We start from the raw sequence: 24,924 nt of genomic DNA, 5'->3' as shown, positions 1-24,924 counted from the left end.
CCCTGGCATCTTCGTTTTTCCATAATCTCATTTTTATTCAAGCCTGAGGTATGGGCTGGGATGAATGTAGTTAAGATTTATGATTGATTTTTTATATAAAAATAAGGATATATATTTGGAGGCAGGAACCCAATGCCCTATATAAACATATTAATATTTTAATGCATATATATGTGCAATTATGATTTAACCACTCCCTTCTTGATCGTTTACTTCTGTGGCTCTCATCCATAGTTCTGGATTATACACATAATGTAGTATATTTTATTAAAATAAGAGCTAACTACGAATTGATTAATAGTTAAAGCAATTTTTAAGTGTTTTTACATCAAATATACTAAAATTGAGGTGTATATCTCATGATAATTGAAATTTACAAATTAATTTTTGATAAACCACGAATAAACGATTTATTTACATACTTAATAGTTGCATTAACAATATCTGTCCTGTCATTTATTCCTGCGGTAACAGCTGAATTACCAGATAATCCCAACAGTAATAGTCCAGTCTTACCCAATGATTCTGATATTCCCCTCATCGAAGTTGTATTCCTGCTGGATTCCACAGGCAGTATGAGTGATGAAATACTTTCTGTCAAAAGCCATATACAGAACATTCTAGAAGATACCATGAGCGGCAACCCCAGGCCCGATCTCAGGATAGGCATCGTTACATACCGCGACCATTCTCCTGAGGATGAAACATATATTTACAAAATGTTCGACCTGACCACTGATATAGATCAGGTAATGGATGACCTGCGTGACATTAATGCCATGGGCGGAGGGGATGGTCCTGAAGCTGTGGCAGATGGGTTGCATGCTGCAGTACATGATATGGACTGGTCCGGTGATGCTATGATGGTCATATTCTTGATAGGTGATGCACCACCTCATGGTCTTGAGGGGAACGGTGACAGTTCGTTTAAGCAGGGCTGCCCGCTGGGTTATGATTATCTGGAAGAGAGTGAACTTGCTGCCGAATTGGGTATTACCATACATAGTCTTGGCTGTAGCGGCATAAAGGACTATAACCACGGCACAGACGTGTTCAAAGAGATATCAAAGACCACTGGTGGCAAATACGAACGCCTCGAATACAGGCGCGTGGTGGCAGTGGATTATTACGAATCTGAAATGGTAGCACCTGAATATGCAGATGCGTCCAAGGATACCACTTATGATGAAAAATCAGGTACAATACTCATCAGCAACCTGAACAGTATTACAGGGTGGGGCATGAGATCAGCAGCAATGGAAGCAGGTGTCAGTTATACAGATACCTTTAACAAAACAGGTAGTCCACATTATAATGGTACTGGCGGTGTACCACTGGATGATAACAAGGATATTCCTACCCTTTTAGGTCTGTCATTCGTTGCATTATTACTTGTAGTCGCATCTGCCGTTGTGATGGTAAGACGTCATAGATGAGTTCTATCTATCTTTACTGACTTATTGGGCCTGTCAAACCAGGGCAGGGCTGCCAGTGCCCCTATAATGCCGTTGCCGTCCATCCACACCTGGACATCATTAGCCCGGGCGGTCTGCTCGGCATATTCTTTTGTGAGTATCCGGGTCCTGCATTCCTTGCTGTAATCCTCAAGATGTGAAGCATCAAAACCGTCAATGACCACCATCCCGGTCTCACTGGATACGCTGTATTGTTCCAGTGCTGCTTTAATATCCTGCAGCAATGATTGTTTTGCTTTACTGTTCATGCACCCGAATTCCAGCACTGTGGACACGCAGTTCTGGGTCTTGGAAGGTGCGGGGAACAACTGGATAAGGGAATGGGACAGGTACCTGGCATCTTCACTGTCAAGTTCGCTTGCGATGTTGTGTGCCAGGGACCATGTGGCCCCTTCTTCTTTGTTATCAGTATCATCGATTCCTACAAGTACACGCTCCATTCTCGGCACGACTATCGTGCCTTTGGCTGCCCTGCCTCCGCCCGATTCGGTGATATCGGACCTGAGCACGCCCCGGCTGTTAGCACGGCACACAGTGGCACCCACGCCCCCGCCGCCAAGACCGGCATAGGTGATCTCCACTTCATCACCTTTTACTATGACCGATTCAATTCCGGCAGCGGCAACCGACGCTTCCAGTGTGAGTTCTGACGTACCGACCCTGGTGCGGTAGCGTATCATATTACCCACAGACCTGACATCAATTATCAACGGACTGCTGGCATAGTGATGCATGGTCCAGGCAGAGCCGCCATAACATCTGGAGTTCTCTATTATTTCAACAAACCGGTTCTCGCGGTCGCAAATAGCATATATTCCTTCATAAGTTACAACATAAGGGTCGTTCAGGTGCATTTAAAAGGCTCCGGTCGTGATTTTAAATGTACTTTGGTGTTTAAAAGATTATTTATTTATGGGTGCTGTACTTAGCACAGGTGACATCGTGAACAGATCTGCCCGTCGTCAGAAACAGGGTGAATGGACCGCTATTACTGTCATGGAGATTGAAAAACGCAGGATTGGCTGGTCCCCGGAACATAAAAAAAGTGTGTATATCGACGAATCCACAGACCCTGAGCTTATCACTGAACTTAAGCGTCTGCGCGAGGCTGATGTGGTAGTGGCATATGACCAGTTGCGCGATAAAACCCTGTTCATTGAGCTTAAGGAGCAGGAGAAAGAGCAGTTCGATGGCGTTTATTCACAGTATATGGATTTGGGCGGACAGATAATATATACTCAAAAAAAAGAGGGACGTAAGACGCTTACGTTGTTCATGTTGGATGAAGGATATAAAGAAATGGGTGCAATGGATGTACCTGAGAAGAAGTCTCTTTTTGGTTGAATATTGCAGAGGTTAAATTACCTTGTTTAAATTATAGTCTGCTGCATAATGATCAATAAAATACTAACTGATTCCAGCCCCCATCTTTCTCCTGACTCTCCTGCCACCCCCTCTCGTCTTCACTCTGCCCGGGTGCCCGTCCCGCTCTGCTCCGCCCGCACTTGTGGTGTGGGGGCTGGCAGGCGTTTTTGTGGTACCTCGTGGATGTATGGGGAGCAGTGATTGATTACGGAAACGTCAGACTGACATTAATAGAAAGAAAACAAGGATTGAATAAGTAATTAAATTGCATACAAAAGAAATTTTTAGTATATTTATGATTTTTATAGTGTTTTTCCTTAAAAATGGAATGTAAATCCCCCATTCAATAAATACTGATAATACAAGTGCAACTCCTATCCAAATTAAATTTTCAGAAGTATATTTATACATCGGAATAAAAGTCCCCAGTAATGATGTTACTACATTTGCAATAAATGTAATCTGGATTAATTTCCAGAAACCAATAGGAACCTTTATGATTTTATTTGCTATTTCCCAGAAAGTAACAGCCTCAATTATTACTATGAGGGGAATCAAGGGGATAGTAAGAAATGATACGGGAATAATCACATCAGCAGAAGCAAACTGAGGTGAAAATAGGATTGTAAATATCATTAAAAACAAAAATTTATTTCCCATATGTGTAAAATGAATTCTATATACTATATATTTTTTTAAAGTACTTCACATCAAGGTATCTGTATTTAAATTTGAGCCCCCACCCATTCTACAACTCTCCGCTCGCCCTTGTGATGTGGGGATAGGCAGGCGCTTTTGTGGAGCCTTGTGGATGAATGGATTTCCAGCGGTCCGTGGGGTGCGAAGTGGATGTTGTGTTTGTTTGCTGCCGGAAGCAGTTAAAATATATAATAAATGACATGTGCATGGTTGCCCCCCCTACCCCCGCCACCGCAGCCCGACAGGGCGGCAGGTGGCAGCCAACCTTGTGGATTTGTGTGAACTTTGAACCGCCAGGGACCGGACTGCGCAGTGCATTTTTACCCCTCTCTGCGTACCTCGGCAAACTCTGCAGTTAGTATTGAACTGATATTTGGCAGGAAACTATAGCTCGTCTAAAAATCATCATCCTGGGAATAACTACGCCCCAGTTTAATAGCCAGTTCGGCCCTCATCAATTCCGAACCCAGGTAAGCAGCATGGTCCAGCCTTGATACCAATCCCAAGTCAAGGGCAGTATCCAGCACCTCCTTTGCATTATCCCCCACAATGGTATATTTTGCATGTCTGGCAATGATCCTGCCCTGCCCGAACTCGCCGTCCATGAAACATTGATCAGAGATACTTATCCTGAAACTCCCGGCAGGGTCCCGCATCCACTGGTAGATTTTTTCGCCCTCTATGAACTCTTCAGGCAAACTTTCAAAGGGCCTGAACCGTTTTTCTTTCAACACGAACAGGTCAAGTCCCAGGTCCTTGGGGGGAGTGCTGCGCCGCCCGGCCAGTGCCGTCATCCCGGCCGCAGTTTTAAGTTCGGCTATACTGCCCCTGGCCTTGTCGCTGTATTCGGGTGTAAACAAAATATCTGCACCCACATCACCTGCAATGGAAGCGAGCATCGCATTCACTCCAACCGAATCGGCATCAATGAGTTCAGTGATATTACCGACACCGAAGAAGGTAGGGATGTGGGGATGTGATCGCCTGAATTGTTTATACCGTGTCATGGATTCAACCATGCCCTGCCCCGGTGGGTCCAGCACAGGGTCTGCTATGATCTTCGAGATGCCTGCATCCTTTGCAGACTTGATGTTTGCCTCCAGGCTGTCCATGCCACCATCGCTGTCAGGAATAACAACCGCAGCAATATCCATTTGGGAAATAACGGGTGCAACCTGCGGGATATTGCCAGAATTCAGGCTCAATACCATATCAACGCCAGATCCCACTGCCGCGACGATCAGTTCGGGCTCCAGTGTGTCAATACTTAAGGGTACCGAAACAACTTTCCTGGCTGCCTTGATCGTGCGCCGAACATCACCTGCAGTAGCGGCCATGCCTACACCAAGGTCAATGATATCTGCACCTTTGGACTGGAAAATATGTATCCTCTCAATAAGTTTATCACCGGGCAGGGCAGTAGCATCCACTATTTCTGCCATCACTTTTATGGTCGAATCCCCGCCGATCTTGAGGTGGCTCAACACTAAAGCTGGTGATGCGGCATTTTCAATCTCTGCAAGACTTGATAAAGCAATATCCCGTCGCTGCTGCATTAGTAGTTCACAAGCGGGTATGGTGGTCGATAATTCAACATCACCATAACTTGACAGCACGAATCCCAGGTCAACAGCATGTTTCGGACCCAGCCGAATAGGAGTTTCCAGTTGCTTTTCGAGCCCTGAAAAATCGGCAGAGACGAGCCCTGGTATGATAATAAGGTCAAATTCTTGCCCAATGAGGGATTTTTCAAGACGGTTCGGCGTTGTAAATGCAGCAACATTAATATCAAGTACCAAAACCTCGGCCAGATTTCCAACTGACTTACGTACTATCCCTGCGGCCTTACGCCCTGTTACAACCAGTACTTGCATGTTATCTTAATTTTGTGTTAAATGCAAAAAGGTTTGTTATTTTATAGTTAAAAACTAAACAAATAAAACTTACTCTTTGCGACCTTTGCGGTGGCAATATGTTTGAAAACAATGTCTTACCACTACAATTATTTATCACCGCAAAGTACGCAAAGATCGCAAAGTGGTTAAAACAGACGTACAATTTCGGGGGGTATTTAGTACTGCAAAATCCCTTACAGAATCCATCACAGAATATCTATTGCTTTATTTTCTTAATATCGTTCATTTTTTCTGTTAAACGTGTAATGACCGATTCAAAACCCACAATATATTCCCTGGCCTCGTCAGTGGCTACAGCACCGGAGGTAGATGGAATTATCAAACTTTCATGTTCAAGCACCCTCAAAGAATAACGAACCCTGTGATTTGGTATACCAGTTTCCTCAGACATTTTCATAATTCCGATAGGTCCATTTTTAATAACAACCTTTAGTATGATAATATGGCGTTCCAACAGTTCAAGTTCGGATTCTACACCATCACTCAGCATGAACCAACCTCATAAATTAGTAAAAAAAATGATAGTATTTAATTATTGTGTTATTAATCGAGTTATCGTTTAAATATCATAAATTACATAAGAATTTGATTGAGTAAATGAAATTAAATATTAACTGAGAAGTATTGTAGTATCTACAAGATCTTATTAATAAAAATATATATCCGGGGAAAATATCCAATGGTTAAAGTGGATAAGTTTATTGAAAACGCAGTAAAACAATTAAAAACAAGTATTGACGGACCGACCATTATCGGACTTTCTGGTGGTGTGGACAGTTCAGTATGTGCCGTCCTTGCTCATAGAGCCATAGGGGACATGCTGACACCGATCTACATTGACACCGGCCTGATGCGAAAAGGGGAAACACAGCAGATCAAGGAAGTCTTTTTAGATATGAACCTCCAGGTGATAGACGCCGGTGATAGGTTTATAGAAGCATTGAAAGGACTTACCGACCCTGAAGAGAAGCGCATGGCTGTAGGTGAGACGTTCATCAGGGTATTTGAAGAAGAGGCCAGGGAACTCAATGCAAGATACCTCATCCAGGGTACTATCTACCCGGACAGGATCGAATCCGAAGGCGGGATCAAATCGCACCATAACGTCGGTGGATTACCATCAGTCATAGATTTTGATGAAATAATTGAACCCGTATCTGAATTGTATAAAGATGAGGTAAGGGAAGTGGCCCATGCCCTTGGACTTCCCGACGAGATATCAAAGAGAATGCCCTTCCCTGGGCCGGGCCTGTCTGTGAGGATAATCGGGGAAGTTACAAAAGAAAAAATAGCCGCTGTCAGGGAAGCAAATGCCATCGTTGAAAATGAACTGCTTGAGAAGTTCAAACCCTGGCAGACCTTTGCAGCCCTGCTTGGAAAAGGGACCGGGGTGAAAGGTGACCAGCGCATCCACGGCTGGATCATAGCAGTGCGTGCAGTGGAATCCAGAGATGGTATGACTGCCGTACCAATGGAACTCCCTTGGGAGACATTGAAAAAAATTGAATCACTAATAACCAGTGAGATCCCGGGTGTTGCCAGGGTAGTCTATGATATTTCACCAAAACCTCCGGCTACCATCGAATTTGAATGAAGATGAAGAGAATGTTGAACAACTGGATACATGCTGGAAGATCTGCCCCAAATGTGGTACCAGGTCAAGTTAGGCCAAAACCATAGCTAAAAACCATAGCTGATATGTATATTCCATGAAAAATAACATTCTGAGTGTTTTACCATGAAAAAAAAGCGATATTCTCCTGGTATGCCAGTAGCAGTCTGGACCGGACGCGACCCGCAGGAAGGAACGGCAGTTGATTCAATGACTGTGATCTTTCGTACCATTGGGTGCTACTGGAGCCGTAAAAGCGGGTGCACAATGTGCGGATATTTCAATGATGCTGCAGATGAACCCCCCTTAGAAGGTGACCTGCTGTCCCAGCTTGAACATGCCCTGGAGAAAATGGGAACCGGAACATCCCTGCTAAAGATCTTTACATCAGGCAGTTTTCTTGATGAGAGGGAGGTATCCCAAGAGGTAAGAAATGCAATGATGGAAAGAATAGGAAAAACCGGTTCTATAAAAAAGATCATGGCAGAGACCAGGCCTGAGTTTGTTAATGAAAAAATTCTTGGTAACATTCTTGACATACTTAAAAAATATGACATAAAGTTCGAGGTCGCAATCGGACTTGAGACCAGCAGTGATACTATACGCAAGGACTGTATAAACAAGGGTTTTACTTTTAATGACTTTACCAGGGCCTCGGAGATAGCTTCGAAGATGGGAGTATCCACCAAAGCGTACCTGTTGCAAAAACCCCCGTTTTTGTCTGAGAAAACAGCAATCGAGGATTCCCTGGCATCAATATCAGATGCTGCGCCGTATGCCACTACCATCTCCCTGAACCTGACCAATATCCAGAAAGGTACAATTGTTGAAGAACTGTACAACCGCAGGGATTACCGGCCTCCATGGCTTTGGAGTGCTGTATTTGTTCTTAGAACTGCAAAGGAGAAATTCCCTGGACTTACATTAGTATCTGACCCGGTAGCTGGCGGTACGAAAAGGGGACCCCATAATTGCAGGAATTGTGACAGTGATGTGGCCCAGGCACTGCGTGATTTTTCAATCACCCAGGATATTGAGGCATTGTCCTGGCTTGAATGTGAATGTTACTCTTTATGGGAAAAAGTGGTTGAACTTGAGGATTGTGCCTTCGGCTCGTTTCTTGTAAAATAAAAATATAAAAAATATAAAAAATGATAATTCTGGTAAACACCGGAATATCAGTTTGTTGTTTTGTACTTTAGATTAAGAACCTGATAAGATCTTTACTGAGCCTGGTCTCCATACCAAGGCGGTCCAGTATCTCATCATTTGAGTTTCCTTCCTTCCTGAGATCCTCTATGCGGTCAAATATCTGTGGTTTGATCTCATAGTATTCATTGATATCCTTCCTGTGACCCCATACATCGCCTTCAAGAAGGGCAATGTTCTGCATATCAAGGAACATCTGGATGGATTTGGATATTGTCTTGTTATACGAGCTTGGTATATGAATGGCCTTTAGGTTATTACATGTCTGGACAAGGGTGAAAATATCCTTGTTAGACGGCCTGAATGCCAAGTGGACAATCTCCTCTTCTCCAATGGTACTAATCTCGTCTTTTGCACTGACTACTCTTATTTTCATTTTATATTCACCTACTTTTTATCATATTGTAATAAATAATTAGTTACACAATTGCGATACAATTTATTACACAAACATGAAATATATATGTCAACAAATTATTTAAATATATTCCTTTATAATAATATTTCCCATTATAAGTATATTTTTCCATATTAAATTGTTTCTTGCTACATAAGTAATACCATTTATTAATTCCATAGCACATAAACTGCAAACAGAATATAACCTTTGGTATTGATGCTGTTATTGCAAACTACAAGCTCATCCGTACTTAAAGATAAACCTTTATGATGTTACTTACAACATATAGAAATAATAACACATTAAGTCTATATCAACATTCGAGGGTCCTATGTACGACGATATTGAAAAAATATCCCAGGCATTCCACAGGCAAAGGTTCTATTACAAATTGGTAGATTTTATAGCCCTCGCCCTGATACTCTACACCCTGTCATATTACTTCAATGTCGTTTCACTGTTCTCACAATATATTGAATACTATATTGTAGATGCAATTTCCCTTGACGAGATACTGGTAATGGCATTATCGATTCTGGTCTCGGCGGTGTTGGTCATTATACTGTATATAAGAAAGCCTGCCATTGACACAATCGGGATGATCGAATCCAGGTATGAATGGATGCAGGAAAGGCTCAAGGCTGCCTACGACACAAGAAACGACGATAATTTGGTGGCGGTCGACCTCAGGAACCAGGTAACTTCAAAATTAAAGGCCGTGGATGCAGGCTCATTCCTTGACAGGCGGCATCTGCTTACTATGATAATAGCATCTGTCATGCTGACGATAGTGTCAGCCGGACTATTTACCACCCAGACCCATGTGGACATTACCCCTGAAGATATTACCGGTCTGGTGGATGAACTGGGAGGTAAACTGCCTGACAGTACTCTTGCGTTCAAAGACAACCAGACAACTTCTCCTGTCGGAGGACTGGATGAAGAGATATACGGGGAAACATCAATTGCCAGCATCGAAGGGGAAAATGTGGAGTTGGTCATAATTCCGGGTATCGGGACCTCTGTCATCATACGGCATGTCGGCCAGGATGATGATATCCAGTTCGTACCGTCCCAGACCTATCCCGTTGATGTGGAATCCTCAACTGCTGCTGATGAGAGCTACCAGTTGCTCCAGCAATTGTCCATCCTGGACAGGGACCTGATAAAGGAATATGCCATCCGGCTGAGCCAACACTAATAGAATTGATACATCAAATGAATAATATAACTGATATATTAATGAATAATTTAATTGATAGATTTAATGAATAAATAAAGAATGTAGCGAGGTATTGAATGAATAAAAACACCGTAGACCGGTCAGATACATACCGGCGTTCCAGCGACATATTCCAGTCGATCTTTGACGAGATAGGAAAAGTGATCGTGGGACAGCAGGAGGCAGTGACCCAGATATTGATCGCCATCCTGTGCGACGGGCATGCCCTTATCGAGAGCAATCCCGGGCTTGGTAAGACACTTACAGTCAGTACCATTTCACAAGTACTTGATCTGAAATTCAAAAGAATACAGTGTACTCCCGACCTGATGCCGTCCGACATTACAGGTACCTATGTGGTGGAAGAAAAGGGCGGCGGCAAGGAATTCAGGTTCGAACCCGGGCCTGTATTTGCCAATATCGTACTTGCCGATGAAATTAACAGGGCATCACCAAAGACCCAGAGCGCACTGCTGGAAAGCATGCAGGAAAAACAGGTTACAGTTGGCAATGAGACCTTTAAGCTTGACAGACCGTTCTTTGTACTGGCCACCCAGAACCCAATTGAAATGGAAGGAACCTTCCCCCTGCCTGAGGCCCAATTGGACCGCTTTTTACTGAAGATCAACCTGGACTATCCCACATCTGAGGAAGAAGATGAGATCGTGGAGAGATACACCAAGAATGTGGTTCCCAGCGTCAGCAGGACATTGACCAGGGATAAACTACTTGAACTCCAGACCCTGGTGAGGGACGTGCCCATTTCAGATGAAATGAAAAAGAGAGCCATCAATATTGTTATCCAGACAAGGAAAGATGCTGAATTTATTGAATTCGGTGCTTCACCCAGGGCCAGTATAGGGCTTATCCTGGTAGCCAAGGCAAGGGCACTGATCAACGGGCGCAACTTTGTCAGTGAGGAGGATGTGGTGAAAATGGCCTATCCTGTATTAAAACACAGGATCATCCTGAACTTCGAATCCCAGCGTAAGGGCGTAACCCTTGAACATGTGATCGATGGTATCATTAAACACGCCAAAATACTCTAATGAATAAGGTCCGGATCCTTTGACCAGCATGATATCGACCGATTTCCTACGCGAACTTGAACGTTTCTCTTTTGTGGCACAAAAAAGGGTATCCAGCCAGTATACAGGAGCCCGGCGTTCCACAAAGGTGGGAAGGGGTACAGATGCCTATGGTTTCCGTGAATATGAAAGGGGAGACGATTTCAGGACAATAGACTGGAGGGTATATGCGCGAACCGAGAAACTGTATGTCAGGCAGTTCGAGGAATACCGGGACCTGGTCACCCATATCCTGCTTGATACCAGTGGCAGCATGGATTATCCTGCTGAAGGGTTGAACAAATACGAATATGGTGCCATGCTGGCACTGGGATTTGCCTACCTGGTCATGAAGGATAACGAGAAGTTCGCTATATCCACATTCACTGACGATATCAATATATCCAAACCAGGCAGGGGGAGGGTGAACCTGCTGGCCTCAATCGATCAGTTGAATGCCACTAAACCCGGCGGTTCCACAGGATTTAACGAGCCAGTACAGCAGTATAGCAGTGTTATTAAATCAAAATCAAGGGTCATTATCATTTCTGATTTTCTTGCACCGCTGGATGATATCAAGCCTGCCCTGTACAGACTGGGACGGCATGACCTGATCGTTATCCAGGTGCTGGACCCAAGAGAAATTGAACTGGCAGAACTGGGAGCTGTTAAACTACGTGACCTTGAGACCCAAGAGCAGATGTTCACAGATATCAATACCGGCCTTGTTTTGGAATATGGTAGTGAACTGCAGTCCCACAATGCGGCCCTGAAATATGAGTGCGACAGGCTGGGTGCTGATTTCTTTACGTTTCAAACCAACCTGCCTATTCTTGAGGCAATCTACAGGACCATCCACGGGAGATGATATTATTGGCTGCCATATCTGATATCCTGTTCTCCAGTCCGCTGGCACTGCTGGCCCTGGCCAGTATCATCCCGCTGATAATCCTATACCTGCTACGCCCCAGGACCATTGATCTTGATATACCTTCACTGCTGTTCTTCTTAAAACGTGAGGTGCAGCGCAATAAACTATCACTGCTGCTGAGAAAGCTCATCCGTGACCCGCTGTTTTTAATACAACTGCTTGTACTGATACTGTTAAGCCTTGCCGCTGCCGCCCCCTATATCATGGAGGAGAAAGTATCTGGCCAGCATACGGTTATTGTGATAGACAACTCGGCCAGCATGCAGGCAGGCGGCAGGCTGGATGAGGCAAAAGCCATGGCAGTAGAGAGGCTCTCGGCTGTAAACAGCGTGGTATGGGCGCAAAATGTTCCTGTACTTGCATTAAAAGAAGGTGACAAAACCCGGGCAAAGGAGGTCATCGCCCTTACACCCCAGCGGGCGATATCAGCCGATATCGCCGCCGCCATAACCTATAGCCAGCGGCTGGCAGGATCTGGCGGGACCGTTATAGTATTCTCTGACTTTGCTACATGGAGCGGGAATGACCCGCTGGTGGAAAAGGGTCTGGCAGAATACAACGGGGTAAGGGTGGAGTTCGTACAGGTGGGCGGGAAGAGTAATAATATTGGCATTGTGAATGGCTGGCTTGAAGTGAAGGATGGGGCATACAACCTGAACCTGGCTGTAAAGAACTTCAACGACCGAAAGGCTACGGTGTCACTGGATATCAGGACAGGTAATGAAAAAAGAGGCGGTACCCTCAGCATCCCTGCAGGCAGTACCCGTGCATACATTGTGCCCAACCTGAAAACCGGAATAACCGAAATCACCATCACTGGCGGCGGTGAGCTGAATATCGATGATACTGCTTACGTTTATATCCCGGTGGGCGCAGAGGGACGTGTTTTACTGGTGGATACCAGGGAGCAGACTGCCACCGGGACTCATACTAGGACTGCCACCATGACTGCCCTGGAGTTGTTACTACCTGCAGGAGATGTTGAATACAGTTCATCCCTGCCGCAGGACCTGTCCGGTTACGGAATTGTTATCCTGGGAATGGTGGATAATAATTCCCTGGGTCCTGACCCTGCGGCCATACTTACCGGATTCGTGGACAGTGGGGGTGTGGTGATCGCCACTGCATCACCTGGCCTGACACTTATAGGAGGCAGCTTGCTGCCAATTAACATTACAGGCATGTCAAATGAGACCGACCTAAAGGTGGTCCGAGAAAACCCGGTAACTGCCGGAATCCCGATGAAGGACCAGGAGGATGACCCGAAGGTGGACCTGGAGGTAGTACGGCATATCAGGGGAAGTGCACCCGAAGATGCTACTATATTGATGGAGGCTTCCGACGATTCGCCTATACTCTCCTACCGCAGGCAGGGTGAGGGGACCGTTGTTTACCTGGGGCTAAACGATGTCACAGGCGATGATGCCTGGTCAGGGTTTGCAGCCACGCCGCAATTCCCTATCTTCTGGAAGCAGATGCTTAACTGGCTTGGGGGCACTGACAGTAGCGAGCACAATATCAGGACAGGCACTGTTATCAGGATGCCTTCCACGCAAACAATTACCTATCCCGACGGCAGCACTCTTACTTCATCCAGCCTGTGGGTGGACCAGGCCGGGTTATACCATATCGGGCCGCAGGTGATAGCTGCAAACCTGTACGATGCCCGTGAATCTGATGTGAATGAAATTTCCCTGGACGCAAGTAGTGTCACCAGCAGGTACATTGAACGACCGGAAGTGGTCCGTGTGGACGTGAAAAAAGATATTACCCCATATCTTATCTGGGTGGTACTGGGCCTGATCATACTTGAACTTATTATCATTAAACGCAGGAGGGAGCTGTCATGACAGCCTCTGTTCCGATAGCCTTTGAGAATATTGAATACCTGCTGGGTGTGCTCCCTGTCATTGTCATTGGCTGGGTCCTGATACATAAAGGGGCCAGGCGCAGCCTGATACTGAGCCGTATAATCATTGTATCCCTGCTGGTAGTTGCACTGTCCGGGCCGTATAATCCGGTGACTGTGACAGAGATCAATGAAACACCTACCATTGCTGTGCTCTCTGATGAGACCGAAAGTATGGATATATTCGAAAGCGGTACAGCACAGGGGATATTTGATAAATTGCAGGATACCACTCCTGCCAGGATGGAGAAGATGGGGGGTTTACGGTCTGATATTGGTGATGAGATACTGGCATCGTCTACAGGCGACGACCATATTATTGTGGTCTCTGACGGGAACAATAACTTTGGCAGCGACCTGGCCGAGACAATTGATTTTGTTTCTGGCACCGGCACAGTCGTATATGCTGTGACGCAGGCACCGAAGGAGAATGACTTGAGCGTTGAGATAACGGGTGCCAGGACCGCAGTGCTTGGTAACGAGAACCTTGTTGGTGTGGAGGTCAGGCAGGCAGAGAGCAATACCACCTACAAGCTGTCCATAGAGGTGGACGGTAGTCCTGTATCCAGCCAGACTGTGACCCAGACCAATCCCATAAAGATTGTAGGTTTCTCAAGTACCTTCCAGTCGCTGGGACCGCATCTGATCACTGCAAGGATATACTCTGGTAATGATATGCGGGCCGGGAACAATGTGTTCAATAAGACCATCTATGTTGTACCCAAACCCAGGATATTACTGGTCTCACCTGATGCAGATTCACCCCTTTACAAGGTACTCAGGAACCTGTACGAAACAAACACTTTTTCCTCCCTTGATGATGCAAACCTGACTGATTACAAGGCCGTGGTGCTGGACAATATCAATGATGGCCGGTTATCAGCCAGTTCCATCGGGAAATTGCGGGAATATACTGCAGGCGGAGGCGGGCTGCTCGTGGTTGGGGGCGATAATAGTTATGATTATGGTGACTACCTGGATTCATCTATTGAGGCCATACTACCTGTAGAATCGTATTCCAGTGCCTATGCAGGCAGTGTTAATGTGGTGCTTGTGCTGGATATCAGCGGCAGTATCAGCGCCCATGAGGCGCTGGACGATGAAAAGGCCATGGCCATCAAACTGCTGGGGGATATGGGCAGTGATACAAATGTGGGTGTGGTGGCTTATGGCGGAGATGCCATCTCGGTAAGTAACGGGGTGCTGCCCATGTCCAGCCATGCTAACCGTAATGCATTGATGGAAAGGGTGTCAAAGCTAAAGACCGGGTATGGCGGCACATCCATGGATGAAGGTATTATCACTGCTGCCCGGATGCTGGATAATACCAGCGGCCAGAAATATATGCTTGTGTTCTCTGACGGGGCTGTGAAGGATAGTTTCGAGGATAGCAAAATAGAGATCTTAAGCATGGATACCACTGTCACTGAAATGATCTTTGTGATGATAAAGACCAATGTGGTAAAGGAACGTGAGGTAAAGACCGATAATAACAGGGGTGACTATTTCCTGAAAGTGCTTGCCGACCAGGCTGGAGGCGATTTTATCCAGCTTGAAGTTGACCAGCGGCTTGACCTAACGTTCGGCCAGGAAGCCCCTGACCTGCCAGAGGACGGACTCGATGCTTATGCCATCGTCCGGCTGGACGAGGAGCATTTCATCACACGTTACCTGAACATCTCAGGCAGCATCTCTGGTTACAATGACGTTACCCAGAAGGTAGGTGCCAGACGGCTGGTCACTACAAGTATGGGCAAACCCGTGGTCACAGTATGGGAGTTCGGCATGGGGCGGGTGGTAAGCCTCAGTTCGGATAACGGCAACCTGTGGGGCGGTGCACTGTACTCGGGAGAGAATGCCCGCCTGTTCCCAAGTATGGTCAACTGGGCTGTTGGTGACCCCAGGCCCGAAGATGGTATTGTGGTCTATTCAGGTGATATGAACCTTGGCTCCCCTGGAACCGTTATCATACGGAGTGACGAAATGCCAGCCGTGGTATTTGGCGGGCAGGATGTGCCGGTCAGCCAGACCGGGGAACGTACTTACGAAGGAGTGATAGAACCCGACCACATAGGTCTGTTCTACCTGGAAGTATCGGCCGGTGGTGTTACGCTGGAAGATACGGCTGCAGTGAACTATCCCCTGGAATACAGGGACGTAGGCAACGACCCTGACTTCCTAGAAGCTGTGAAGCGTAACGGCGGCGGGGTCTACAATGTTGACCAGGCAAGGTCACTGCTGTTTAGCGATATCCGGAAGAACTCTATCATGACAAGTGAAGAACATGTGAGCCTGAGCTGGCTGTTCCTGATTACTGCGCTACTGGTCTTCCTGGGAGAAGTGATTATGAGACGGGCAAAGGGTATTATTGATATTAAGACGAGGCGCAAGGGTAGGGAACGGTGATATTATAGTCTGCTGCATAATATCAATAAAATATTTGCCGCAGATGGATGCAGGTTTAAGGTTACCGTTCACTGTTTCACCGCGAAGGGCGCAAAGTTCGCAAAGACGTTGTAACCTTAACTTTGCGTGCTTTGCGGTATAATATTTCATAAATTTTATATTTCAACACCCAAGGCCACCACCCGCACGAATCCACAAGGCTGGCTGCCACCATGCCGCCCTGACGGGCTGCGGTGGCAGGGAAAGTGCAGATGCCGAGGCGGTAGGAGAATGCAAGGATGGATGGGATGGCAGGAACTATAAGAAGTGAATCGAAAAAGCAGAAATACGTTGTTGGGAGGTTAAGAATAAACATTTATGTTATGGTGACGTGTTTCATAAATAGAAGGTGAAAAATTGTCAAATGTAAATGTTAAACTCCCGTATGATATAATAAGCATCATAGGAGCGCATAAAAGCATTGAAAAAGAAAGCAAAATCCTCATTGCAACTGAATTATACCGGGAAGGAGAGATATCTTCGGGAAAAGCCGCTGAACTCGCTGATATGCCCTTTGAGGATTTTATTAGCGAACTTAAAAATAGAAAAATGAAGATTTACTCGCTACTGGGTATATCTGAGGCAAAGGAAGAAGAAAATATGGCAGAGAAGTATCTTAAATGATCATTTTGGATAACACTGCTCTTTCAGCCTTAGCGCATATCGATAAACTCAACATCCCTTTAAAATTATTTGGAGATACCCATATACCTGAATGTGTTTATTATGAAGGTGTGCTGAAGGCTAAAAAATCAAACCGAGTGGATAGGATTAAAAAGTGCATTGAAAAGGGTCAGATTAAAGTGATCAAGTCTACTCAAAAGGATATTGAGTATGCAGAGAGCTTACCGAAAGCTCTGGGGCCGGGAGAACGATATGCAATTGCAATTTGCATATCTGAAAAATGTTTAATTGTAACAGATGACCTCAAGCCAAGAAAAATCGCTAAAGAACTTGGACTGGATGTTATTGGAACTCTGGGGATTTTGAGATTGGCCCGTAAAAGGAATTTGATTGGTAAGAATGAATTGAGACAATCAGTTGAAATGCTTCATGAGGTATTGTATTTCACAGATGATCTTGAAGAATGGGTTTTATCCGATAATACTACTTGAGTGCAGATTAAATTTATTTATACTTGGAGGGAATGAGGGGATATAGCAGATAATTATAAGGGGAAACTTCAGAATATATTAGGGAAACTATTCCAGTTCGATTCTGCGGATATTGATTTTGGAATTTACTACATTATGAATAAGAAGCGGGATGAGATTGAGCGGTTCATTAAGGAGGGGCTGATTGAGGTGGTGGATGTGGTGGGGAACTTAATCAAATTTATGTGACCACGCTGTTTGTAGAAAAACTGGCTGGACAGCATTTCAATGTGAACCGCAGATACACGCTGATTGAAGGTTACTGTTAAGTTTTTCACCGCAAAGTCCGTAAAGACAATGTTGCTTTAATTTTACGTACTTTACAGTATAATATTTAATTAATTATATATTTTAACAGCCATTCCCGCCACCGGCTGCGCCCATCAACACCCGAGGCCACCGCCCGCACACTCCACTTCCAACCCATGCTCAGCGCATGGATGTCAGGACCGGATAGCAGCTCAACTGCTGATACCTTTCACAAGTGAATACAGCAGGTAAACCACAGACATGACCAGAACGATCGTAGCCCCCGACGGCACGTCGAACAGATACGACAGCCATATCCCGCCACTGCTGAAAACCGCACCGAACAGAATAGAAAGCATCATCATCTTTTTAAGATTTGAGGTAAACTGCCGGCTCATAGCCGCAGGGATCGTCAACAGGGCAATGACCAGGATTATACCAACCACACGTATCAGTACCACAATGGTAAGAGCAATAAGGCATAACAGGATAAGGTACAGGCGCTCTGCGTGAACGCCGCGCACAGTTGCAAACTCCTCATCAAAACACAGTGCAAGGAATTCCTTATAAAACGAATACACCACCAGGATAATTATTGCATCGAGTACCAGCATCAGGACGATATCAGAGAACGGCACTGTCAGGATATTCCCGAACAGATATGTCATCAGGTCCGGAGCATAGCCCGGCGTCAAGCTGACAAGGATGATCCCGATAGACATTCCCATCGCCCACAATATCCCAATAGCAGTATCTTCCGGGAGCCTGGATCGTTTACTCACCCACCCCATGCTCAGTGCAGAAGCAATGCTGAACGGCAGCACTCCAAGAATAGGGTTGATCCCGAGATAATAGCCAAGTCCGATTCCCCCAAACGATGCATGGGCGATCCCGCCGCTGATAAAGACGATCCGTTTCACTACCACATAAACCCCGATAATCCCGCAGGAAATACTGGCAAGTATGCCGGCCATGATAGCATTTCTTATAAATTCGTACTGCAGCAGTTCCATCATGTAAAAACCCTTCAATGTTTCTTCAGTACCCTGTGCGGAACACCGTGAGCGATCAGCTCGACAGGGCAATGATACGTAGCTTCCAGATCCTCAGCAGTCAGTTCTTTTGAGTCGTGGTAATACAGCCTGTGGTTCAGGCAGGCGATCTTATCCACATAAACAGAAACCGCACTGATATCGTGCGATACTAAAACAATCGCCATTTTAGTTTTTAGTTTTTCTAACAATTCATAAAATTCTTCCTGTATGATCGTATCTATACCTGCTGCAGGTTCATCCAGGAGAAGCAATTTCGGATTGGCAGCCAGTGCTCTTGCTATGAAAACTCTATGCTGCTGCCCACCTGAGAGTTTTCCTACCTGTCTCTCTTTATACTCAAGCATATCCATTTTTGCAAGTGCATCCAAAGCCGCTTTTTTATCATCTTCACTGTATCGTTTGAACATACCGGTATGGCCCAGACGTCCCATTAAAACAACTTCCCAGACGCTCACAGGGAATTCCAGATCAAAAAGGCTGTATTGAGGCACATATCCAATGTATTTCCTGGATATTTGAGGCATATCACCAAACACCCTGACTGTCCCTTTGCTGGGTTTGATCAATCCTAATATAACCTTAAGTAGAGTGCTCTTTCCTCCCCCGTTCACTCCTATGATGCCTAAAAAATCGTGCTCTTTTATAACAAGATTTATCTCTTCGAGTACGGGTATACTGTCATAATGCACCCAGACATCCTTGATAACGACAACATCGGCAGTCATGTTCATGTAAGACCTTGAGCAATTGTATTAGAAACTTTGCGCAGATTTGTTATATAGTCTTTTGCCAGAGGATCTACAGGTACAACATTACCTCCAATTTCCTTTGCTATTACTTCTGCACTCTTTGTACTGAACTGGGGCTGGACAAAGATAACCCTGATATTTTTCTCTTTAGCAGTTTTAATCAGATGCTCCAGGTCACTGGCACTTGGTTCTTTGCCCTCGACCTCAACCGCTATCATTGTCAGGTTGTAGTCGCGTGCGAAATAGCCCCAGGAGGGATGGAAAACCATGAAGGTACGGTTCTTTAAACCTGATAGGGACTCGTTGATATCTAAGTCAAGGGCCTCAAGATCATGGATATAATGCTCTTTATTCTGTTCGTAATACGTTTTATTGGCTGGATCGACACGGACCAGGCCATTACAAATATTCTGCACCAGGATCTTTGCATTCTCAGGAGATAACCAGATATGTGGATCCATACCACTTATGTCACCATCATGCCCGGAAATTTCTTCATCATGATGGTGTTCTTCCATTGCTATTAGTGTGATACCTTCTGATGTGTCAACCAGCAGCATATCCGGGTTGACGGACCTGATCTTATCCAGCCAGACTTCTTCGAACGGAAGCCCCGATCCGATTTTGGCATACATTTTGGCACTGCTGACTGCCTTTAGCTGACTTGCAGTGGGCTCATAGGTAGCCGGACTGGCCCCTGGTGATATCATGATAATGACCTCCACTTTATCGCCGCCGACCTGCTCCACAAAATCAGCTTGCGGCAGGATGCTGACCACAACAATTAGCTTTTCCTGGCTGCTTTGCGGTTGGGCTTTCTCTATACATGCATTGCCCAGAACGACTGCAATGAGAAGTATTATGACGTGCAGTATTTTGTAATTCATTTTGATTGCCACCCACTTTAAGGATAATGTGCAAGTATATGAGTTGCGGATATTCAAGTTATCCTGCCAATTTAAACATAATCACTTGCTATTCAAACATTACATTGTACAGTTTCCATCCGGACCACGGATGTCAAACGTGTTTAGTCTATAAAGACCTTTATTAAGTCTTTCCATCGACTCCGGTTCTATGGGATTCATTTCCAGTTCAATCACTTTATTTTCACTTATCAGCAGCTCATATTTTTCACTGATATGTTAGATATCAGTGGTCCAACGTAAGGCTTAAATGTAATGAATCGCATTCAGAAGTACCCGAAACATCGTGTGTATACACGGATTTCACAGCGTCCGGATAGTGTAGGGGACTATCATGAAGGCCTGTCGAGCCTCCGACCCGGGTTCGAATCCCGGTCCGGGCGTTTTTCTATTTTTGCACCTTAGAGATGAGTTATAATTTCTTTTCCTCACCCGGCTTGAATATCTCAACCTTGACCGGGCAATCCTGTTTGAAATCCCAGGGATTCACTGATATCGCAGGAAATGACCCATAATGCATGGGAATAACAAGTTCAGGCCTTATCAGTTCAACCGCCCGCAGCGCATCCTTGATTCCCATGGTGTACCGATCCCCGATCGGGAGCATGGCAATATCAATCCCCTCATCCCCTGTCAATCTCATATCACTAAACAGCCCTGTATCCCCTGCATGGTATATGGTCTTGTTGAACTCCCTGTGCTTAAGGATAAATCCTGCCGGATGACCCATGTTTGAAGAATGCAGTGCTTCCACCATCTTGATATCCCAGTCACCGACAGTTATTGTGCCGCCGATATTCATCCCTTCGGTTCTCAACCCTTCCGAATCAGCATATTTCGCAATTTCATGAATGGCAACAATCACTGCATCATTGCGTTTTCCTATCTCAAAGGCATCTCCCAGATGGTCATCATGGTCATGGGTCAGGCAGATAATGTTACAACTGACCTCATCAGGTGTTGTCCTGCATTTGGGATTGCCGCTTAAAAACGGGTCTGTTAGCAGGTCTTCGATCAAAAAAGACGAATGCCCGAAGTATGTTATTTTCATAACATTCAGATTAAAAAGATCATATTTAGCACTTGTGAAGCTGTTATAGATGCAAATTCATCTTCCACTATCTGCTTTACCAATTCACTACTGTGACGTCGCTAACATATCATTTTACAGAATTGGTCACTTAAATCATCCACTTTCTTTTCAGACCTTTAATATTATCAAAATCCGCATCCTGCGAAATTATGGTCTCAGCACCTGCAATAAAAGCAGTTGCTGCGTGGATGCCATCCCTTGGGAGAAGCTTATATTCTTTGATAAGTTCGAGAGCTTTCCATATTATGATGTCGGAGACATCAATGAATCTTATATTTGGCATAGATAGAAACGCTTCAAGGTTTTTAATTGCAATGTCTATGCCTTTAATCTTGTTTACCTTGTAAAAAACCTCATCAAATGTTAAAAAAGACGTGCAGGCTGGCATTTGTGCATTCTGCACACTTTCCAGTACCCCTCTCGACCATTCACCAAGTTCTGTATCATCAAGAATGGCGTAGATGACAAGATTGGAATCCAGATAGTTCAATTTACCCTCTCTTCCAGTTCTTCTTCATATGCTTCGTGAGGCTCTAATTTAAGTTTGCCCATGCCTTTTGCGGTCTCCCTGAAAACAGAAACCGCATCTATCGGTGGTTTTTCTATTTCCAGTTTATTGTCTTTTAGCTTGAACAGTACCCTTGACCCAGGATAGATATGCAAAGCATGCCTGAATTCATGGGGAATCACTACCTGCCCTTTTGGACCAACTTTCATTATAGATTCCATGCTACAATCCCTGTTAAGTAATAGGTATAACTTGTATTTATACATGTTTAGAGTGTATCCAATATTCACAATCAGTTCGTTGTAGAAGTCCGAGGTAGACATAGGTGCACATATTAGTCTAACACCTGCCCTGTTCGCAGAAGTGTTTAACATGGTCGAGGTAGTCCTGCGAAAAAATGACCACCATCTTATCAAGTGCAGTCTTAAACGTGATTATATTTTTGGCAATATCAATTCTCTGCCCTGACTGAGCAGATAAGAGATTGCTATGGGAAAGCTAATAAATTAATAAGCAAGTTCTTAGACGATGTGTCTGCATGCAAATAGAAATAGTCAACTCCTGGTAGTTAAGGAAGGGATGCATTATTAGATTTAATTTCGTTATACTTCTATGCGCTCTTCTTCTCGCAACATCTGCCATAAATCCATCGTCAGCATCCGGCATCACACATCCGGTAATACTCGAGTTTCTTCCAAATCCACAAGCTCTGATGGATCAGGGCGAGTATGTGGTTATCTACAACCCGACAGGTCAGGGAATTGATATATCCGGTTTTACTCTCACAGACCTTGAGGGAGAGTTTGAAATTCCTAGTGGAACAATTCTTGATCCGGAATCGAACTACCAAATCGAACTTCCGGCAAATGGGATCCAGCTCAGTAACAGTGGAGACGAGGTGATACTTCTCGATAGTACGTCACGCATGGTGGATTGTGTCATTTACAGAGGCTCTGAGTATGAAGGGGAAGGCTGGCAGGGTTCCGTTCTTGGCAGCGCTTCTGAAGAGCGCATATTCAGGCGCTTCTATCTTGATAATGACACTGATACTGCATATGAGTGGCTGCCTCTTAAAGAGTATTACCGCGGGCAGTCAGAGTTTATGCCATCTTCTAAATCATTTTCAGGCGAGGTCACAGTCTTTGTGTCGCCAGATTGCAGTCTTGAGATTCTTCAAAAGGAGATCCGGAGTGCATCCGTTCTCAAAGTGAATGTCTATCTCTTTGAAAGCCAGGATATTGAACGTGAGGTGATAGATCTGCTCAGTCGAGGTGGAACTGTGTATATTCTCATCGAGGGCAGTCCTGTTGGCGGTATCAGCGATTATGAAGTCAAAATACTCAGGCACATCATAGAAAAAGGGGGAGAGGTTCGTTTCAGTAATGATTCGCTTTACCGGCTGAACCATGCAAAGTACGCACTGATAGACAGCGATACCCTTATTCTCGGTTCTGAGAACTGGAACATTGGTGGTTATCCGCCAGATGGTTCCATCGGAAATCGCGGCTGGGGTGTTGTCATAAGCGACAGGGAGATATTCCATGATATGTCTTCCGTGTTTGAGCATGACTGGGCACATGGAATAAAGGTTAGTCCCAATGACCTGCCGCAGGGATCTAAATCAGATTCGGATGAGCCAGGTGACCGTATCGGGCATACGGTGTTTGAAGCAAAGGATATAAACGGTGAGTTCACAGCGAGCATAATTATCGGACCTGACAATACCCTCCATTATGAAACGATCATCGAAACGATAAACTCTGCTGAAAAGACGCTCTATATCGAGCAGGCGTATATAAGAAGGGACTGGAGAAACGATGAGAGCCCTTACCTTCAATCTGCGATCAATGCTGCAATGCAGGGTGTGGAAGTGAAAGTCCTCCTTGATTCAATGTGGTACAACACAAACGAGGAGAATGATAATGATGAACTCTGCAACTATCTGAACGATCTCGCTTCGCAGGAGAACCTGAACCTTGAAGCACGGCTTGTGAAACGGGATGGAATTACAAAAATTCACAATAAAGGTGTGATCGTTGACGGCCAAAGGGTACTGATCTCTTCGATAAACTGGAACAAACATAGCCCTACCTATAACAGAGAGATCGGCATCATAATCGAAAATCCAAAGCTTGCAGCATACTATACTGAAGTCTTTCTATATGACTGGAACCTGGGCATAACAGAGAATAAATCATCAAAAACAATCATAAATTTCTTAATAGTGGTGGTGATGATACTGCTCGCTGTATCAATGATCTATTTAATAAAGCAATGGATGGGTAAATCCGGGAAATAGCTTTAATTTTCGTAAATCCTTTCAGTTCACTTTCTTTTTCAATCTCAAGGTATTTTTTCACGACTGCTGTTGGAAGTAGAACCTCGCCTAACAGTAGCTCTTTTAACAGATTGGTTTCATCAAGTCGTTTGAATACACTTAGTATAGTGTTGTTCAACACTATCATACAGGCTACCCGATCCTTCTGGCAATCTTTATCTCTTCATCCAATTCTTTTATTGTGCTGCTTCCAAGTTCGGGTGTAATGCCCTGGCTTTCCAGAATTTTTGCAGCATTATGGATGGGCACTCCTGCAAGTTCAGCAAATTTACCAAGAGTTATTTGATTGTTCCTGTACAATTCAACATATAACAAGGGATTTGAATGAGCTGACCTCACTGATAGATATCCGAATGTTTTCAGGTAAACGCTCAAGATATTCGCAAAAACTTTCAAGCAAGCTGTCCCAAAACCAATTTATATTATACAATTCGGCTATATTTTATCATAATTGGGCAATTATTGATTATAATTCAATGTTATTATCCCAGATGAGATAGATTTCATTTGATTTGTACACACGCTTTTAGTTTTGGGACAGCCTGCAAGAAGCATTATCTCAGGAGTCATTCTGTTTCCAATAATGCTTATTCCAAGTTTTT

The 24,924-nt window shown here is 44.7% G+C and carries 26 protein-coding genes and 1 tRNA gene; 15 read left to right on the top strand and 12 right to left on the bottom strand.

Annotation, left to right across the window (positions count from 1 at the left end; translation table 11 throughout):
• Positions 1-359: 359 nt before the first annotated feature.
• Positions 360-1,436 (top strand): VWA domain-containing protein, encoded by a 1,077-nt coding sequence (locus tag HF974_05260; protein MBC2697749.1) that lies wholly within the window; start codon positions 360-362, stop codon positions 1,434-1,436.
• On the opposite strand, the gene HF974_05255 is transcribed toward HF974_05260, so the two are convergent.
• Positions 1,427-2,329, bottom strand: coding sequence for a DUF1743 domain-containing protein (locus HF974_05255; protein ID MBC2697748.1), 903 nt, complete (start codon positions 2,327-2,329; stop codon positions 1,427-1,429). The two genes, HF974_05260 and HF974_05255, sit on opposite strands and share 10 nt — an antisense overlap.
• Positions 2,330-2,417: 88 nt before the next feature.
• On the opposite strand from HF974_05255, the gene HF974_05250 reads away from it, so the two are divergent.
• Positions 2,418-2,819 (top strand): hypothetical protein, encoded by a 402-nt coding sequence (locus HF974_05250; GenBank protein ID MBC2697747.1) that lies wholly within the window; start codon positions 2,418-2,420, stop codon positions 2,817-2,819.
• Positions 2,820-2,867: 48 nt separating this feature from the next.
• A complete protein-coding gene (locus HF974_05245) occupies positions 2,868-3,041 on the top strand; it encodes a hypothetical protein (GenBank protein ID MBC2697746.1) in 174 nt (57 codons plus the stop codon).
• Between the two features lie 15 nt (positions 3,042-3,056).
• Here the strand turns inward: HF974_05245 and HF974_05240 are convergent, their stop codons facing one another.
• Positions 3,057-3,500 (bottom strand): hypothetical protein, encoded by a 444-nt coding sequence (locus HF974_05240; protein ID MBC2697745.1) that lies wholly within the window; start codon positions 3,498-3,500, stop codon positions 3,057-3,059.
• Between the two features lie 155 nt (positions 3,501-3,655).
• Between HF974_05240 and HF974_05235 the strand changes: the two genes are divergently transcribed.
• Positions 3,656-3,898, top strand: a complete 243-nt coding sequence (locus HF974_05235) for a hypothetical protein (GenBank protein MBC2697744.1) — start codon at positions 3,656-3,658, stop codon at positions 3,896-3,898.
• Between the two features lie 36 nt (positions 3,899-3,934).
• Here HF974_05235 and HF974_05230 read toward each other — a convergent pair whose 3' ends face one another.
• Together HF974_05230 and HF974_05225 are read right to left on the bottom strand one after the other, a co-directional pair.
• Entirely contained in the window at positions 3,935-5,413 is a 1,479-nt protein-coding gene (locus HF974_05230) for a dihydropteroate synthase-like protein (GenBank protein ID MBC2697743.1), read from the bottom strand.
• A gap of 238 nt (positions 5,414-5,651) precedes the next feature.
• Complete coding sequence (locus tag HF974_05225; protein ID MBC2697742.1) at positions 5,652-5,942, bottom strand: hypothetical protein; 291 nt, start codon at positions 5,940-5,942, stop codon at positions 5,652-5,654.
• Positions 5,943-6,134: 192 nt separating this feature from the next.
• Between HF974_05225 and guaA the strand changes: the two genes are divergently transcribed.
• Both guaA and HF974_05215 read left to right on the top strand, forming a co-directional pair.
• Positions 6,135-7,049, top strand: a complete 915-nt coding sequence (gene guaA / locus HF974_05220; protein MBC2697741.1) for a glutamine-hydrolyzing GMP synthase subunit GuaA — start codon at positions 6,135-6,137, stop codon at positions 7,047-7,049.
• A gap of 144 nt (positions 7,050-7,193) precedes the next feature.
• Positions 7,194-8,198, top strand: coding sequence for an archaeosine biosynthesis radical SAM protein RaSEA (locus HF974_05215; GenBank protein MBC2697740.1), 1,005 nt, complete (start codon positions 7,194-7,196; stop codon positions 8,196-8,198).
• Positions 8,199-8,265: 67 nt separating this feature from the next.
• On the opposite strand, the gene HF974_05210 is transcribed toward HF974_05215, so the two are convergent.
• Complete coding sequence (locus tag HF974_05210) at positions 8,266-8,652, bottom strand: DUF1699 family protein (protein ID MBC2697739.1); 387 nt, start codon at positions 8,650-8,652, stop codon at positions 8,266-8,268.
• 355 nt (positions 8,653-9,007) lie between these two features.
• Between HF974_05210 and HF974_05205 the strand changes: the two genes are divergently transcribed.
• The 7 genes from HF974_05205 to HF974_05175 all read left to right on the top strand — a co-directional run bounded on the left by HF974_05205 (position 9,008) and on the right by HF974_05175 (position 17,365).
• Positions 9,008-9,877, top strand: coding sequence for a hypothetical protein (locus HF974_05205; GenBank protein ID MBC2697738.1), 870 nt, complete (start codon positions 9,008-9,010; stop codon positions 9,875-9,877).
• 98 nt (positions 9,878-9,975) lie between these two features.
• Positions 9,976-10,947, top strand: coding sequence for a MoxR family ATPase (locus HF974_05200; GenBank protein MBC2697737.1), 972 nt, complete (start codon positions 9,976-9,978; stop codon positions 10,945-10,947).
• A 28-nt stretch (positions 10,948-10,975) separates the two neighbouring features.
• The gene (locus tag HF974_05195) at positions 10,976-11,833 is read left to right on the top strand and encodes a DUF58 domain-containing protein (GenBank protein MBC2697736.1); all 858 of its coding nucleotides are present in this window, start codon (positions 10,976-10,978) and stop codon (positions 11,831-11,833) included.
• 5 nt (positions 11,834-11,838) lie between these two features.
• Positions 11,839-13,746 carry a hypothetical protein gene (locus HF974_05190; protein ID MBC2697735.1) on the top strand — a complete coding sequence of 636 codons (1,908 nt, stop codon included), beginning with the start codon at positions 11,839-11,841 and terminating at the stop codon, positions 13,744-13,746.
• On the top strand, positions 13,743-16,211 hold the full coding sequence (locus HF974_05185; GenBank protein MBC2697734.1) for a VWA domain-containing protein: 2,469 nt from the start codon (positions 13,743-13,745) through the stop codon (positions 16,209-16,211). The genes HF974_05190 and HF974_05185 overlap by 4 nt, the downstream gene beginning before the upstream one ends.
• Before the next feature lie 396 nt (positions 16,212-16,607).
• Positions 16,608-16,874, top strand: a complete 267-nt coding sequence (locus HF974_05180; GenBank protein ID MBC2697733.1) for a UPF0175 family protein — start codon at positions 16,608-16,610, stop codon at positions 16,872-16,874.
• 5 nt (positions 16,875-16,879) lie between these two features.
• The gene (locus HF974_05175) at positions 16,880-17,365 is read left to right on the top strand and encodes a DUF3368 domain-containing protein (protein MBC2697732.1); all 486 of its coding nucleotides are present in this window, start codon (positions 16,880-16,882) and stop codon (positions 17,363-17,365) included.
• Between the two features lie 500 nt (positions 17,366-17,865).
• On the opposite strand, the gene HF974_05170 is transcribed toward HF974_05175, so the two are convergent.
• Genes HF974_05170 through HF974_05160 form a run of 3 tightly spaced genes read right to left on the bottom strand, consistent with a single transcriptional unit; the run spans position 17,866 to position 20,344 of the window.
• Positions 17,866-18,669, bottom strand: coding sequence for a metal ABC transporter permease (locus HF974_05170; protein ID MBC2697731.1), 804 nt, complete (start codon positions 18,667-18,669; stop codon positions 17,866-17,868).
• 11 nt (positions 18,670-18,680) lie between these two features.
• Positions 18,681-19,433: an ABC transporter ATP-binding protein gene (locus tag HF974_05165; GenBank protein ID MBC2697730.1), complete on the bottom strand. Its 753-nt coding sequence runs from the start codon at positions 19,431-19,433 to the stop codon at positions 18,681-18,683.
• 2 nt (positions 19,434-19,435) lie between these two features.
• Positions 19,436-20,344 carry a zinc ABC transporter solute-binding protein gene (locus HF974_05160; GenBank protein ID MBC2697729.1) on the bottom strand — a complete coding sequence of 303 codons (909 nt, stop codon included), beginning with the start codon at positions 20,342-20,344 and terminating at the stop codon, positions 19,436-19,438.
• A 349-nt stretch (positions 20,345-20,693) separates the two neighbouring features.
• On the opposite strand from HF974_05160, the gene HF974_05155 reads away from it, so the two are divergent.
• Positions 20,694-20,766 (top strand) — tRNA-Asp (locus HF974_05155).
• A gap of 29 nt (positions 20,767-20,795) precedes the next feature.
• On the opposite strand, the gene HF974_05150 is transcribed toward HF974_05155, so the two are convergent.
• From HF974_05150 to HF974_05140, 3 genes are all read right to left on the bottom strand, one after another.
• Entirely contained in the window at positions 20,796-21,434 is a 639-nt protein-coding gene (locus HF974_05150; protein ID MBC2697728.1) for a metal-dependent hydrolase, read from the bottom strand.
• A gap of 130 nt (positions 21,435-21,564) precedes the next feature.
• Positions 21,565-21,966 (bottom strand): type II toxin-antitoxin system VapC family toxin, encoded by a 402-nt coding sequence (locus HF974_05145; protein MBC2697727.1) that lies wholly within the window; start codon positions 21,964-21,966, stop codon positions 21,565-21,567.
• Entirely contained in the window at positions 21,963-22,205 is a 243-nt protein-coding gene (locus tag HF974_05140; GenBank protein MBC2697726.1) for an AbrB/MazE/SpoVT family DNA-binding domain-containing protein, read from the bottom strand. The genes HF974_05145 and HF974_05140 overlap by 4 nt, the downstream gene beginning before the upstream one ends.
• A gap of 491 nt (positions 22,206-22,696) precedes the next feature.
• Between HF974_05140 and HF974_05135 the strand changes: the two genes are divergently transcribed.
• On the top strand, positions 22,697-24,283 hold the full coding sequence (locus HF974_05135) for a hypothetical protein (protein MBC2697725.1): 1,587 nt from the start codon (positions 22,697-22,699) through the stop codon (positions 24,281-24,283).
• Positions 24,284-24,454: 171 nt separating this feature from the next.
• On the opposite strand, the gene HF974_05130 is transcribed toward HF974_05135, so the two are convergent.
• Entirely contained in the window at positions 24,455-24,661 is a 207-nt protein-coding gene (locus HF974_05130; protein ID MBC2697724.1) for a hypothetical protein, read from the bottom strand.
• Positions 24,662-24,924: the final 263 nt, after the last annotated feature.

It is taken from the genome of ANME-2 cluster archaeon, assembly GCA_014237145.1.
In the GTDB taxonomy this organism is placed as follows: domain Archaea; phylum Halobacteriota; class Methanosarcinia; order Methanosarcinales; family Methanocomedenaceae; genus Methanocomedens_A.
Note: the sequence above shows the minus strand (reverse complement) of the source record. Positions and strands in the feature narration are given on the sequence as shown.